Source organism: Pseudarthrobacter sp. efr-133-R2A-89, assembly GCF_030209315.1.
GTDB lineage: Bacteria > Actinomycetota > Actinomycetes > Actinomycetales > Micrococcaceae > Arthrobacter.
This window is the reverse complement of sequence record NZ_JARVSE010000008.1, coordinates 86,073-100,518: the sequence shown is the minus strand read 5'-3', so window position 1 is coordinate 100,518 and position 14,446 is coordinate 86,073. Positions and strand designations below refer to the sequence as shown.

General features: G+C 68.5%; 9 protein-coding genes. 3 read left to right on the top strand and 6 right to left on the bottom strand.

Annotated elements, in window-relative coordinates; translation table 11 throughout:
• Position 1: 1 nt before the first annotated feature.
• Complete coding sequence (nirB, locus tag QRM95_RS14365) at positions 2-2,644, bottom strand: nitrite reductase large subunit NirB (RefSeq protein ID WP_285248232.1); 2,643 nt, start codon at positions 2,642-2,644, stop codon at positions 2-4.
• Between the two features lie 258 nt (positions 2,645-2,902).
• Between nirB and nirD the strand changes: the two genes are divergently transcribed.
• Positions 2,903-3,283, top strand: a complete 381-nt coding sequence (gene nirD, locus QRM95_RS14360; RefSeq protein WP_285248231.1) for a nitrite reductase small subunit NirD — start codon at positions 2,903-2,905, stop codon at positions 3,281-3,283.
• Between the two features lie 49 nt (positions 3,284-3,332).
• Here nirD and QRM95_RS14355 read toward each other — a convergent pair whose 3' ends face one another.
• Positions 3,333-5,075: a phospho-sugar mutase gene (locus QRM95_RS14355; protein ID WP_285248230.1), complete on the bottom strand. Its 1,743-nt coding sequence runs from the start codon at positions 5,073-5,075 to the stop codon at positions 3,333-3,335.
• A 58-nt stretch (positions 5,076-5,133) separates the two neighbouring features.
• On the bottom strand, positions 5,134-5,952 hold the full coding sequence (locus QRM95_RS14350) for a purine-nucleoside phosphorylase (RefSeq protein WP_285248229.1): 819 nt from the start codon (positions 5,950-5,952) through the stop codon (positions 5,134-5,136).
• Positions 5,953-6,056: 104 nt separating this feature from the next.
• Between QRM95_RS14350 and QRM95_RS14345 the strand changes: the two genes are divergently transcribed.
• A complete protein-coding gene (locus QRM95_RS14345; protein ID WP_285248228.1) occupies positions 6,057-7,472 on the top strand; it encodes an NAD(P)H-quinone dehydrogenase in 1,416 nt (471 codons plus the stop codon).
• 23 nt (positions 7,473-7,495) lie between these two features.
• On the opposite strand, the gene QRM95_RS14340 is transcribed toward QRM95_RS14345, so the two are convergent.
• From QRM95_RS14340 to QRM95_RS14330, 3 genes are read right to left on the bottom strand one after another with little or no spacing between them, the layout of a single operon-like run.
• Positions 7,496-9,049, bottom strand: coding sequence for an FAD-dependent oxidoreductase (locus QRM95_RS14340; protein WP_285248227.1), 1,554 nt, complete (start codon positions 9,047-9,049; stop codon positions 7,496-7,498).
• The gene (locus QRM95_RS14335) at positions 9,046-11,253 is read right to left on the bottom strand and encodes a molybdopterin oxidoreductase family protein (protein ID WP_285248226.1); all 2,208 of its coding nucleotides are present in this window, start codon (positions 11,251-11,253) and stop codon (positions 9,046-9,048) included. Before QRM95_RS14335 ends, QRM95_RS14340 begins: the two co-directional genes overlap by 4 nt.
• A gap of 1 nt (position 11,254) precedes the next feature.
• Positions 11,255-12,730, bottom strand: coding sequence for an MFS transporter (locus QRM95_RS14330; RefSeq protein WP_285248225.1), 1,476 nt, complete (start codon positions 12,728-12,730; stop codon positions 11,255-11,257).
• A 279-nt stretch (positions 12,731-13,009) separates the two neighbouring features.
• Here QRM95_RS14330 and QRM95_RS14325 point away from each other — a divergent pair, with 279 nt between their 5' ends.
• Positions 13,010-14,419: an MFS transporter gene (locus QRM95_RS14325; RefSeq protein ID WP_285248224.1), complete on the top strand. Its 1,410-nt coding sequence runs from the start codon at positions 13,010-13,012 to the stop codon at positions 14,417-14,419.
• The last annotated feature ends 27 nt before the right edge of the window (positions 14,420-14,446 follow it).

Genomic DNA, 14,446 nt, shown 5'->3' with positions numbered 1-14,446 from the left:
GCTATGCCTCGTTTCCAGGGGTTTCCGTGGTGGCGGAGCGGACCGGGATGGAAGCGCCGATCAGGACTTTGCCTTTTTCCTCCGGAGTGGCGGGGCGCATCTGGCCGCGCTCGTCCGGGACGAAGGTGATCGAGTCGTCCTTCTGGTCGGGAGCGTTGACGAAGGAGCGGAACCGGCGGAGGCGTTCGGGGTCCTTGAGGGTGTCTGCCCATTCATCCACATACGTGTCCACGTGCTTGGCCATGGCGGCTTCGAGTTCGTTGGCGATGCCCAGGGTGTCCTTGACCACCACGTCCTCGACGTGCTTGATGCCGCCGTCGAGCTCTTCCTGCCAGCGGGCCGTGCGCTGCAGGCGGTCCGCCGTGCGGATGTAGTACATGAAGTAGCGGTCGATGTACTTGATCAGGGTCTCGTCGTCCAGGTCCTTGGCCAGCAGCTGGGCGTGGGCCGGGGTGGCTCCGCCGTTGCCGCCCACGTACAGGTTCCAGCCGTCGGCGGTCGCGATCACGCCCACGTCCTTGCCGCGTGCCTCGGCACACTCACGGGCGCAGCCGGAGACACCCATTTTCAGCTTGTGCGGGCTGCGCAGGCCACGGTAGCGAAGCTCCAGCTGGATGGCCATGGCCACCGAGTCCTGGACACCGAACCGGCACCAGGTGGACCCGACGCACGACTTCACCGTGCGCAGGCTCTTGCCGTACGCCTGGCCGGACTCGAAGCCGGCGTCCACCAGTTCCTTCCAGATCTCCGGCAACTGCTCCAGCCGGGCACCGAACATGTCGATCCGCTGGCCGCCGGTGATCTTGGTGTACAAGCCGTACTTTTCGGCGACGGCGGCGATCACGCCGAGCTTCTTGGGGGTGATCTCCCCGCCGGCGATGCGGGGGACCACCGAGTAGGTGCCGTCCTTTTGCATGTTGGCCAGGGCGCGGTCATTGGTGTCCTGCAGGGTGCCGCGGCCGGCGTCCAGCACGTAGGCGCTGTTCTGGCTGGCCAGGATGTTGGCGATGGTCGGCTTGCAGATGTCGCAGCCGGCCCCGGTGCCGTACTTGGCCATGATCTCCTCGAAGGAGGTCAGCTCCAGGACGCGGATGGCGTCGAACAGTTCCTGGCGGGACAGTTCGATGTGCTCGCACAGGGCTTTGGAGACCTCGACGCCGGACTTGGTGAGCTCGGTTTCCAGCAGCTTCTTCAGCATGGGCACGCAGGAGCCGCACTGGGTGCCGGCGCGGGTGCAGCCCTTCAGTTCGCCCAGTTCCTGGACCGGGGCGTTGCCGTCGCAGGCGCCGCAGCCGTTGATGGCATCGCGGATGGTGCCTGCAGTGACGTTGTTGCAGGAGCACAGGGTGGCGTCGTCCGGGAGCTCGGTCTCGGGAGCTTCGCCGCCGCCGGCCGCGGTCAGGAACGCGCCGGGCTCTGCGGGGAGTTCACGGCCCAGGAGCGGCCGCAGGCTCATGTAGGGAGAGGCGTCGCCGACGAAAATGCCGCCCAGGAGGGTCTTGGCGTCGTCCGTGGTGACGATCTTCTGGTAGACGCCGCGGGCGGGGTCCGCATAGACGATTTCGAGGGCGTGTTCGGTGCGGGCAAAAGCGTCACCGAAGCTGGCCACGTCCACGCCGGAGAGCTTCAGCTTGGTGGCGGTGTCGAAACCGGGGAACGTGGCGTCGCCGCCGTGCAGCCGGTCGGCGACGATCTCGGCCATCGTGTTGGCGGGCGCCACCAGGCCAAGGCACATGCCGCCGAAGTTGGCCACCTCGCCAATGGCCCAGATGCCGGGGACTTCGGTGGCGCAGTAGTCGTTGATGACCACGCCGCCGCGCTGGCCCAGGCTGAAAAGCTGCTCTTCGCCGTCGGCCGCGCGGAAGAGTTCGTCACGGGGCCTGACGCCGACGGCGACGATGACCAGGTCGGCCGGGATGATCCGGTTGTCGGCCATCAGCACTCCGGTGACCTGGCCGTCGTCGTCCGCCAGAATCTCCGAGGGGAAGACACCGCCGTGGACCTCGAAGCCCTTGGCTTCGATCAGGCGTCCCAAGGCCTGGCCCGCGCCCTCGTCCAGCTGGGTATTCATCAGCCAAGGGGCGCCGTTGATGACCACCGGGGTGGCGCCGAGCTGTTCGGTGCCGGCTGCGGATTCCAGTCCCAGGAGTCCGCCGCCAATGGTGACCGCGTTGATCTTGCGGCCGAGTTTCGCGGTGAGGTCGGCGACGGCCTTGTTGATGGCCCACACGTCCTCAAGCGTCCGGTAGACGTGGGCGTGCCCGGCGCCGGGGATGGGCAGGCGGACGGCGTCCGAGCCCGTGGCCACTACCAGTTCGTCATATTCGTACGTGTTGCCGGCGGCCGTCTCCACCGTCTTGGCGCCGGCGTTGACCTTTACGACGCGTTCGCCGGTCTTCAGTGACAAGGAGCCGTGCTCCCACATGGTGGCCGTTCCCAGCGTCAGGTCCACACCGGTGTCCGTGAGGGCCTTGGAGAGGGCCACCCGGTCGTAGGGGAGGTGGGCTTCCTCGGTGAGGACCGTGACATCCCAGCCGTCGAGGCCGCGGGCATGCATGGCGTCCGCGAAACGGTGGGCCGCAGGGCCGCCGCCGGCGACGACGATGCGGCGCGGAGTCTCGGTGCTTGAAGTCTGTTCGGTCACTGTGGGCCTTTCGCATGGGCCGCAGACGGTGCTCTGCAGCTTGTGCTTCCAGCCTAGGGAGGGGCAGTTTCGCCTCAGTTTCCCATTTGTTTCGTCAACTTAACTTCTGCATCACGAACGCATTTCCGGCCGCGTGAGGTCTCTTTTACCCGCCGGACACATTCACCGCACCCCTGTGAAACACCCGGAACCTAGCGTTGGACACGGCATCACAAGCAGCCGCTTGCAGGGATGACAGGCACAGGAGAGGAGCCGGACATGACGGCAACACTGGAACTTGGGGCGCTCGCCGCCGAATCAGACACCGCCGGATCCGGGACGGGCTGGCACCGCGTCTGCGCGGTGGACGACCTCGAACCCGCCTGGGGCGAGGCAGCACTCCTTGCCGGCCGCCAGGTGGCCCTGTTCCGCACCGGTCCACGCGAAGTCTTCGCCGTGGCGCATGAGGATCCGGCCACCGGAGCCCACGTCATGGCCCGCGGCATCCTTGGTTCCAAGGGAACGCGCCCCACGATCGCCTCGCCGTTGCATAAAGAGATCTACGACCTCGAGACCGGTGAATGCTTCACCACCCCGGGCCTGCGCCTGGCCGCCTTCAGCACCCGGATCACCGATGGGTTCGTCGAGGTGGAACTCTAGGATTTCCCGCACACAGGAAAGGGGCGCCAGGCGGCGCCCCTTTCCTCGGTTAAAGTCCCAGTGCCTCGCTGACGTCGTGCAGGACCTCGTCCAGGGAGGCACGCGCCGCCTGGCGTGCCTCCGGGAGTTCGGCGGCGGATCCCACGTGGTGGATCACTTCCAGGTAGCACTTGAGTTTGGGCTCCGTGCCGCTGGGCCGGATGATCACGCGGGTCAGGTCCCTGGTGATATACAGCAGGCCCTCCGTGGGCGGCAGCTGGCCGCTTCCCTCTGCCAGGTCGGTGAAGACTTCCACGGCGGACTGCCCGAACGATTCCGGCGGCGAAACCCGCAGACGGTTCATCATGGCGTCCAAGAGGCCCAGGTCCGCGACCCGGATGCTCAGCTGGTCGCTGGCGTGCAGGCCGTGCTGGAGGTACAGCTCATCGAGGGTGTCGAGGACGGTCTTGCCGGCGGCCTTGGCGGCGGCAGCGAGTTCGGCGATCAGCACGGCGGCGGAAATGCCGTCCTTGTCCTTCACCAGGTCCGGTGCGACGCAGTAGCCCAGCGCTTCCTCGTAGCCGTAGGTGAGGCCCGGAACCCGGGAGATCCATTTGAACCCGGTCAGGGTTACTTCATGGGCGAAGCCGGCGGCGGTGGCAACGCGCGCCAGCAGGCGGGAGGACACGATCGAGTTGGCGAAGACACCCTGGTGGTCCGCTTCAGTGCCGGCGTCGGCGAGCCTTGCGGCGATATGGGCCCCCAGGAGGGCGCCCACTTCGTCTCCGCGGAGCATCCGCCAGGCACCGGTGTCCGGGTCCTTGGCGGCGACGGCAGCCCTGTCGGCGTCGGGATCGTTTGCGATGACGAGGTCGGCGTCGAGCCGTTCGGCCGATTCGAGGGCCAGGTCGAGTGCCCCGGGTTCTTCCGGGTTGGGGAAGCTGACGGTGGGGAATTCGGGGTCCGGTTCGGCCTGTTCGGCCACCATGGTGACATCCGTGAAACCTGCCGCGTCCAGGACCTCCAGTGCCGTCGCGCCACCCACGCCGTGCAGCGGGGTCAGGACGATCCGCAGGTCGCGGGCGGGGAAGCGGTCCGGCATGGCCAGCGCAGCGATCGCCCGCTGGTAGTCGGCGGCCAGCGAGCCGTCCAGCACGGTCCACCCGCCTGCCGCCAGTTCGATGGAGTCGACGGGGCCCACGGAGCTGATCCGCGCGGCGATCCGGGCGTCATAGGGCGCCACGATCTGGGCACCGTCGCCGTCGGCGGACACTGCGTGCCGGCCGAGGTAGACCTTGTATCCGTTGTCCTGCGGCGGGTTGTGGCTGGCGGTGACCATGACGCCGCCGTCGCATTCCAGGGCGCGGACGGCGTAGGCCAGCAGGGGAGTGGGGAGGGCTGCCGGGAGCAGGAAGGTCTCGATGCCGGCAGCGGTGAAGATGGCAGCCGTTTCGGCCGCGAAGACATCCGAGTTGTGCCGGGCGTCATAGCCGACGACGGCGCGCGGCCGGGTGCCGGAAGCAGCTTCGGCCACGGCGTCCACCAGGAAGGCGGCCAGTCCGGCTGCGGCGCGGCGGACCACCACCCGGTTCATCCGGTTCGGCCCGGGTCCGAGGGCGGCGCGCAGCCCCGCCGTGCCGAACTGCAGCGTGCCCCGGAAGCTGTCTTCGAGTTCCTGCCGGGCCGCGGGGTCTCCCTCTTCAACGAGGCCCACAAGCCCAAGCAGCGATGCTTGTGTTGCGGGATCCGGATCCAGGGCGGCCCATTCCCGGGCCTCGGCAAGCAGGCGAAGTTCGGCATCGGAAGACGTCATGGGCCTAACGCTATCGTCATTGCAGGTCCGTTGCCCGCACCCCGGCGGCCAGGGGCGTTCAGAGCCGGGCGATGATGTCAGCCAGCAACCGGGAGATGCGCGGGCCCGCGGCCTGGCCGGATTCGATGACTTCCTGGTGGCTGAGCGGCTGGGGGCTGATGCCCGCTGCCAGGTTGGTGACCAGGGAGATGCCGAACACTTCCATTCCGGCGTGGCGGCCGGCGATGGCCTCCAGTGCCGTCGACATGCCGATCAGGTCCGCCCCGATCCGCTTGGCGTACTGCACTTCAGCCGGGGTTTCGTAGTGCGGGCCGGGGAACTGGGCGTAGATGCCCTCGTCCAGGGTGGGATCCACCTCGCGGGCCAGCCCACGGATGCGCGGTGAGTACAGGTCCGTCAGGTCCACGAACGTCGCGCCCTCCAGCGGGGACGCAGCGGTGAGGTTGATGTGGTCGCTGATCAGTACGGGGGTGCCGGGTGTCCAGTCTTCATTGAGTCCGCCGCAGCCGTTGGTGAGGACCAGGGTCTTGCAGCCGGCCGCCGCAGCGGTCCGGATGCCGTGCACGACTGCCCGGACGCCCTTGCCTTCGTAGTAGTGGGTCCGCGCACCCAGGACCAGGGCGCGTTTTCCGTCTTTGGCCAGTACGGACCGGATGGTTCCCACGTGGCCTTCCACGGCGGGGGCATGGAAACCGGGGACCTCCTCCGCCGAGAGTGTGGCGGTGGTCTCGCCGATCAGGTCGGCGGCCTCGCCCCAGCCGGAACCGAGGACCAGGGCGACGTCGTGGCGGTCCACCCCGGTCTCCTCGGCAATGTAGTCAGCGGCGGCCCGGGCGGCGGCAAAAGGGTCCGTGTTCAGGAAGTCTGTTGTACTCACCAGTACAAGTTATCCTGCCGCCACTGTTGCCCTCATCACGGCTGGCCCGGAAAGCGCCCTGTTTTCTTGGTGGTCCGGCCGGAGATGGGCGAGAATGGATGACTGTGACTACGCATCCAGATTTCAGTTCCCCCCGAATCGCGATCCTGGGAGGCGGTCCCGGCGGATACGAAGCGGCCATGGTCGCCGCCTCGCTGGGGGCGAAGGTCACCATCATCGAACGTGCCGGGCTCGGCGGCTCCGCCGTGCTGACCGACGTCGTTCCCTCCAAGACCCTCATCGCCACGGCCGACCTCATGGCCCGGGTGGCTGAGGCGGGCGAGCTGGGCGTGAAGTTCGACGTCGATGGCGGGGACTTCGTGCCGGTGATGCACGCTGACCTCAAGCACATCAACGACCGCCTCCTCAACCTGGCCCGCACCCAGTCCCACGACATCCGCGACGGCCTGGAGAAGGTGGGCGTGCGGATCATCGCCGGGTCCGGCCGCCTCGTGGACAACCACACCATCGAGGTCCTGACCGCTGACGGCACCGAGACGGTGGAAGCTGACACCATCCTGCTGGCTGTCGGCGCGCACCCCCGCGAACTGGAAACTGCCCGCCCGGACGGTGAGCGGATCCTCAACTGGACGCAGATCTACGACCTTGACGAACTTCCCGAGGAACTGATCGTCGTCGGCTCCGGCGTGACGGGCGCCGAATTCGCGTCCGCCTACAACGGCTTGGGATCCAAGGTCACCCTGGTCTCCAGCCGCGACCGGGTGCTGCCGGGCTCCGACGTCGACGCCGCGGTGGTACTGGAGGAAGTCTTCGAACGCCGTGGGGTCCGGGTCCTCTCCCGCTCCCGCGCCCAGTCCGTGGAACGCACGGACGACGGCGTGGTGGTGACCCTCGCCGACGGCTCCACCGTGACCGGCAGCCACTGCCTGCTCTGCCTGGGCTCCATCCCCAACACCGCCGGACTGGGCCTTGAAGAAGCCGGCGTGGCCGTCAGCGACAGCGGCCACATCAAGGTTGACGGGGTATCCCGCACCACGGCCCCGAATATCTACGCTGCCGGGGACTGCACCGGCGTCCTGCCGCTGGCCTCCGTGGCCGCCATGCAGGGCCGCATCGCGGTGGCGCACTTCATGGGCGACGGCGTGACCCCGCTCAAGCTCCACCAGGTGGCATCGAACATCTTCACGTCCCCGGAAATCGCCAACGTGGGAGTGTCCGAGTCGGAGATCGAGTCCGGCAAGTACCAGGCGGACATCATCAAGCTTTCCCTGCGCAGCAACGCCCGCGCCAAGATGCGCAACGCCAAGGACGGCTTCGTGAAGATCTTTGCCCGGAAGGGCTCCGGAACCGTAATCGGCGGCGTGGTGGTCGGTCCCAACGCGTCGGAGCTGATCTTCCCGATCGCTATCGCGGTCAAGCAGAAGCTGCACGTGGATGACCTTGCCAGCACCTTCACCGTGTACCCGTCACTGACCGGTTCCATCTCCGAGGCCGCCCGCCGCCTGCACGTCCACATGTAGGCGGCCCGTGTGTCCTTGCGGGGTTAGGGGAAGGCCGGGGAGAAGTGCTTCTCGATAAGTCCCTTGATGTCTTCGTGGCAGCCGCCGCAGCCGGTGCCTGCCCGGGTGGCCTTGGACACGTCCGCCACCGTTGAGCAGCCGCCCTCCACGGCGCCCTGGATCGCCGCTCCACTGACACCGGCGCACCGGCAAACGGTGCCCGCGGGGTCGGCGGCGCCAGGGACCAGGTCCGGCCCGTCCAGGCGCAGGAGCAGGGAACGGTCGGCGGGCAGTTCCGCGCCCCGTTCAAAAAGGCCCACCAGTTCGGCCGCGGTGCGCGGCATTCCCACTGACACCAGGCCCTCAAGGACGCCGCCTCGGGTGGTCATCTTGACGTAGCGGCCGTGTTCCGGATCGGCCCACTGGGCGATCTGCAGGCGCGGCCTGCCGTTGACGGCACCTGCCGTGAGCGCTTCTTCGTCCCAGGGGTCGGCGCCGTTGTTCCCGGCCACCGCCATGTTCAGGCCGCGGGCCTTCAACACCACGACGGCGGGTTGTTCCGCAGGCAGGGCCGGCAGCAGGTCCGCCTCGGCAGCGGCCCCTTCGGCCAGCAGGGTGAGGTAGCCGCCCAACCATTCGGCCTGGCGCCAGCCGGGGCCCACCAGCCCGGACGGGCCCACGGCGTTCCTGCATGCGGCGCAGCCCGGATCCGGGCAGCGAACCTCAGCGCAGTCGCCGATGGCAAAGATGTGCGGTTCGTGGTGCGCCCGCAGCCGGTGGTCCACCAGGATCCCGGTGCCGGTGGACAGTCCGCAGCCTTCGGCCAGCTCGGTCCGGGGACGGACCCCGCACGAGATGACCAGGAGGTCGCCGTCGATCGCGGACCCGTCGTCGAGCAGCAACGCCGAGAATCCGCCGTCGGGCGCGTTGTGCTCAACGCCGGTGGAGCGGGCGTTGCCTGCCACCCTCACGCCGCAGCGGCGCAGTCCGGCGGCCAGGACGGCGCCGCCGCCGCGGTCGATGTTGCGGCCCAGGGGGTGCGGCCCGTTGTGGACGACGGTGACCGTAGCCCCTTCTTCCGCGGCCGCCAGCGCCGTCTCCAGGCCGAGGACGCCGCCGCCCAGGACCACCACCCGTTTGCCGCCGTCCACCGCCTGCCGGAGCACGTCCGCGTCGCGGAGGTCGCGCAAGGCCGTGACCCCGGCGGGAAGCACGGGGGAGGCCGGGTCGGGGTTGATGCCGGTGAGGTTGGGGATGACGGGCCGGGATCCGGTGGCAAACACCAGGCGGTCGTAGTGCACGGCGGTTCCGTCGGACAGCAGGACCTGCTGCCGCGCCCGGTCCACCCGTTTGACCCGCACGGACAGGCGGACATCCACCCCCTGGGCTGCCAGGCCGGCGGCGTCGGCGAGGGCCAGGGCGCCGGCGGTGGTGCGGCCGACGCCGAGGTCCGCCACCAGGACGCGGTTGTAGGCGGCCTCGGACTCCCCACCCACCACTGTGAGCCGGGCGTGCCCGTCACGGACGGCGGGCAGGAGCTCGTCCACCAGCCTGGCGGCCACGGGGCCGAATCCCACGATCACAATCTGCTCGCTCATGAGGCCTCCGTCGTTTGCAGCATAAGGGCGGAATCGGGGGCGGCCACGGGCCGGACCCACACGGTGTTGAACTTGAATTCAGGCATCCCGGAGATGGGGTCGGTGGCGGCTTCGGTCAGCCGGTTGGCGCTTTCTGATCCCGGGAAGTGGAAGGGCAGGAAGACCGTTTCGGGCCGGATCGCGGTGCTGAGTTCCGCCCGGCAGACCACCTCGCCGCGGCCGTTGGCCACGGAGAGCAGCGAGCCGGCGGTGATGCCGAGTGCCTCGGCGGCCGCGGGATGGATCTGGGCCTTCGCGTCCGGCTGGGCGGCGAGAAGTTCGTCGACCCGACGGGTCTGCGCGCCGGACTGGTAGTGCTCCAGGAGGCGTCCGGTGATGAGGGTCATTTCCTTGGCGCCGGCCGCCGCGTTTGCGCCGGCGTCCGCAGCGGAAGGACGACGGCGGCGGGGAACCACCGGGACCATGACCGCCTTGCCGTCGGGGTGCGCGAAGCCGTCCCGGAAGAGCCGCGGCGTGCCGTTGCTGCCGGCGGGGTAGGGCCAGTAGGCGGCTTCGCCCCGGTCCAGCATGGCGTAGTCGATGCCGGAGTAGTCGGCAAGGCCGCCTGCGGAGGCAAGCCGCAGTTCCTCGAAGACCGTCTCGGGGTCCTCGCTGTAGGTGGAGGGGGCGTCCAGCCGCTCAGCCAGCCGGGCCATGATCCACAGTTCGCTGCGGGCACCGGAGGGCGGGGAGATGGCGCGGCGCCGGCGCAGGACGCGTCCTTCCAGGTTGGTCAGGGTGCCTTCCTCTTCAGCCCACTGGAGGACCGGAAGGATGAGGTCGGCCTCCGCAGCGGTCTCCGACATGAAGAAGTCGCACACCACCAGGAAGTCCAGGCTGCGCAGGCCCTTGATGACGGCGTTGGCGTCGGGGGCGGCCACGGCGATGTTGGAGGCGTGCACGAAAAGGCACCGGACGCCGTCGGGCTGGCCCAGCGACTTCAGCAACTGGACGGCGGGCAGGCCGGGCCCGGGGATCAACGCTTCGGGGACGCCCCAGACAGCGGCGACGTGCGCCCGGGCGGCGGGGTCGGTGATCTTGCGGTAGCCGGGGAGCTGGTCCGCCTTCTGGCCGTGCTCGCGGCCGCCCTGGCCGTTGCCCTGCCCGGTGAGCGTTCCGTAGCCGCTGCGGGCCGAGCCCGGCAGGCCGAGCAGGAGGCTGAGGTTGATGGCGGCGGTGGCGGTGTCGGTGCCGTCCACGTGCTGTTCCACGCCGCGGCCGGTCAGGATGTAGCTGCCGCCTGCCTGTGCTCCGGCGGCCAGCCTGCGGGCGGTTTCCCGGATCAGGTCCGCGGGCACGCCGGTGAGGGATTGCACGCGCTCGGGCCAGAAGGCGTTGACGCTGCGGGCTACGGCGTCGTAGCCCGTGGTGCGCTCCTGCAGGTAGCCGGTGTCCACCAGGCCTTCGTGGATGACCACGTGCGCCAGTCCCAGCAGCAGGGCCAGATCGGTGCCCGGCAGCGGCTGGAGGTGGATGCCGCCGCCGTCGGCCGTGAAGGCTGCCGTGGCGGAGCGGCGCGGATCCACCACGATCAGTCCGCCGGCATTGCGGGCACCCTGCAGGTGTTGGACGAACGGCGGCATGGTCTCGGCGACGTTCGAACCCAGCATGAGGATGGTGCCGGCGGAATCCAGGGCCTCGAGCGGGAAGGGCAGGCCGCGGTCCACGCCGAAGGCGCGCATGCCGGCGGCCGCTGCCGAGGACATGCAGAACCTGCCGTTGTAGTCGATCCGGGAGGTTCCCAGGGCCAGCCGGGCGAACTTGCCCAGCTGGTAGGCCTTCTCGTTGGTGAGTCCGCCGCCACCGAAAACACCTACGGAGTCGGCCCCATGGCGGGCGCGGGCATCCCGGACTGCCGAGGCGGCCAGGTCCAGGGCCTGGTCCCAGCCGATGGGCCGGTGGACGCCGTCGGGACCCTTCAGGAGCGGCTCGGTGATCCGGCCGGCGTGGTTCAGGAGCGTGGGGGAGGTCCATCCCTTGCGGCAGAGGCCGCCGCGGTTGGTGGGGAAGTCCCGGCCGGCAACTTCCAGTGCGGGCGCGGGGTTCATGCCAGGCACGGGGCCTGGCCCCGGCTGTGCAGCCGGGGCCAGGTCCGCGGGGGACGTGAGCGTCATGGCGCACTGCAGGGCGCAGTAGGGGCAGTGCGTGTCGGCGCTTTTGGTCATGTTAGACGTGCCCCATCGCGTTCCGGCCGGCGTTGCGGATGTAGCAGGTCCAGCAGACCACCAGCATGAGGACATACGCGCCGACGAATCCGTAGAAGGCCGGAGTGTAGGAGCCGCTGGCGGTGCTGGAGGCATTCAGCACCTGGGGGATGACGAAGCCGCCGTAGGCTCCGATCGCGGAGATCAGGCCCAGGGCTGAGGATGCCAGGCGCTGGGTGGCCACGGGGTTGGCACCGTTGCGGGCGGCCCGGCTGGAGGTGGCGAAGATGACCGGGATCATCCTGTAGGTGGCGCCGTTGCCGAAGCCGCTGGCGGTGAACAGCATCAGGAAAAGGACCAGGAAGAGCAGGAAGTTCTTCAGCGGGAGGGTCCAGATCATGGTCAGCGTGATCACAGCCATGGAGGCAAAGGCGGCAACGGTCATCCGGGCGCCGCCCATCCGGTCCGCCATGCGTCCGCCGTACGGGCGGGCCAGCGAACCCACCAGGGGGCCGAGGAAGGCCAGGGACAGGGCCACGGTCCCCACTCCGATGGAGGAGAACGCGGGGAAGTAGTCCTTGATGAGCTTGGGGAACACGCCGGCGAAGCCGATGAAGGAGCCGAAGGTGCCGATGTACAGCAGGGCCATGATCCACAGGTGCGGTTCCTTCAGCGCCGCGACCGAGCCGGCCACGTCGCCCTTGGCGCTGGTGAGGTTGTTCATGTACTTGAAGGCGCCGAATGCTGCCAGCAGGATGAACGGGACCCACATCCAGCCGGCCATAGGCAGGTTGACGGTGCCGGCAGCGAGGAGGGTGATGACGATCGGGACGGCAAGCTGTGCGACGGCGGCGCCCAGGTTTCCGCCGGCGGCGTTCAGGCCCAGCGCCCAGCCCTTTTCCCTCGCCGGGTAGAAGAACGTGATGTTGGCCATGGAGCTGGCGAAGTTGCCGCCGCCGAAGCCGGCGAGGGCGGCCACCAGGAGCATGACGCCGAACGGCGTGTCCGGGTTGGAGACACACAGGGCCAGTCCGGTGGAGGGGATCAGGAGCAACAGTGCGGAGACGATGGTCCAGTTCCGTCCGCCGAAGCGGGGGACCATGAACGTGTAGGGAATGCGGAGGGTGGCGCCCACGAGGCTGGGCATCGAGATGAGCCAGAAGATCTCCGAGGTGGAGAAGGTGAAGCCGGCGGCGGGAAGCTGGACCACCACGATGGACCACAGCTGCCACACGACGAAGCCGAGGAACTCGGCGAAGATGGACCAGTTCAGGTTGCGGCGGGCGATGGCGCGGCCGGCGGTTTCCCACTGCTCCTTGTTCTCGGCATCCCAGTTGGCGATCCAGCGGCCGGGGCGGAATTCAAGGGCAGGGGCGTCTGTGGTGCGGGTACGGCCGGGCTGTGCGCTGGCGGATGCGGCAACGGCTGCCGGTCCAGCGGCCTCTTCGAGGTCAAGGGTATTTTCGGCGCCGGCATCAACGGTGCGGTCAACAGTCACGGGTTACCTCCTTCAGGGGATGTTGTTCCTCCAAGGTAGGGACGGCTCGTTTCGCGGACGGACGATGTTTGTTAACGCGCTGTGACTTTTGCCTATCCGGGCCTGCACGGCGGCGTGAGGCCCGGCGCGGTGGCCCGCATGGTGAGACGCACAACACAGGTCCACATGGTGGACGATTCGTCCATTGACTGGACGCGGCGAAGTAAGATCGAACTCTAACTATTCGAGCCGGGAGGCGGACCTGCCTGTGCCCGGCCGGTCTCACGAAAGCGCTTACCTATGTCATCCCCCGATACCACCACGGTGCCCGGTTCGCACCAGCCGGTGAACTCCCGCGGCCGCGTCATCGTGGCGAGCCTGATCGGCACCACCGTGGAGTTCTACGACTTCTACGTCTACGCCACTGCCGCCGTGCTCGTCTTCCCGAAGCTCTTCTTCCCGGGCCAGAACGAGACCACCCAGTTGCTGAGCTCCTTCGCCGTCTTTGGCGTGGCGTTCGTCGCACGTCCGCTTGGCTCCATCGTGTTCGGCCACTTCGGTGACAAGTTTGGCCGCAAGGGAACCCTTGTGGCGTCGTTGCTCACCATGGGCATCGCGACCTTCCTGATCGGCTGCCTCCCCACCGCCCTGGTACCCGGCTGGGAGTTCTGGGCACCGGCCCTGCTCGTCATCATGCGTTTTGCCCAAGGCCTGGCCCTGGGCGGCGAATGGAGCGGCGCGGCCCTGCTGGCCACGGAGAACGCCCCCGCCAACAAGCGCGCCATCTACGGCACCTTCCCGCAACTGGGCGCCCCCATCGGCTTCATCATCGCCAACGTTATCTTCCTCGTGGCCAGCTACACCCTCTCGCCGGAAGCCTTCGCGGCCTGGGGCTGGCGCGTGCCGTTCCTGCTCAGCGCCGTCATGGTCATCCTGGGCCTGTACGTCCGGCTGAAGCTGATCGAAACCCCGGCCTTCACCAAGGTGGTGCAATCCAACGAGGTGGCGAAACTTCCGCTGGGCCGCGTCTTCAAGACCAGCTGGCGCCAGCTGATCCTGGGCACCTTCATCATGCTGGCCACCTACGTGCTCTTCTACCTGATGACCACGTTCACCCTCACCTACGGCACCAAGCCCACGCTGGCCGGTGCGCAGGCGGCCGCCGAAAAGGCCGGAAAGCCCATGACGGAGGCGGCCGCTGCCTCGTTCGTCCCCGGCCTGGGGTACACCCGCAACGACTTCCTCTGGATGCTGATCGCCGGCGTCGTCTTCTTCGGCATCTTCACCCTGGTCTCCGGCCCGCTGGCCGAGAAGTATGGCCGCCGCAAGATGCTGATGGCCGTCACCGCCGGCATCTTCGTGTTCGGCCTGCTGTTCGTCCCGCTGTTCAGCGGCGGCTTCGTGGGCACCATGGGCCTGCTGATCCTCGGTTTCTCCCTGATGGGCCTGACCTTCGGGCCCATGGGGGCGCTGCTGCCGGAACTGTTCCCCACGAATGTCCGCTACACCGGCTCTGCCATCAGCTACAACTTCTCCAGCATCCTGGGTGCAGCCGTGGCGCCGTTCATCGCCGTCGCGCTGTGGGAAGCGGCCAAGGGCAGCCCCGTCCTGGTCGGCGTGTACCTGACGTCCATGGCCGTGCTGACCCTGATCGCGCTGTTCCTCACCCGCGAAACCCGCGACCTTGACTACGAGAACAACGTGGCCTGATTCTCCAACGCCACAATGCCCGGCGAG

What these genes read in the sequence shown, in the direction of transcription:
- QRM95_RS14335 (WP_285248226.1), bottom strand. Translation starts at nt 11,253, where the DNA reads ATGACCAAAAGCGCCGACACGCACTGCCCCTACTGCGCCCTGCAGTGC.
- QRM95_RS14325 (WP_285248224.1), top strand. Translation starts at nt 13,010, where the DNA reads ATGTCATCCCCCGATACCACCACGGTGCCCGGTTCGCACCAGCCGGTG.
- QRM95_RS14355 (WP_285248230.1), bottom strand. Translation starts at nt 5,075, where the DNA reads ATGACGTCTTCCGATGCCGAACTTCGCCTGCTTGCCGAGGCCCGGGAA.
- nirD (WP_285248231.1), top strand. Translation starts at nt 2,903, where the DNA reads ATGACGGCAACACTGGAACTTGGGGCGCTCGCCGCCGAATCAGACACC.
- QRM95_RS14340 (WP_285248227.1), bottom strand. Translation starts at nt 9,049, where the DNA reads ATGAGCGAGCAGATTGTGATCGTGGGATTCGGCCCCGTGGCCGCCAGG.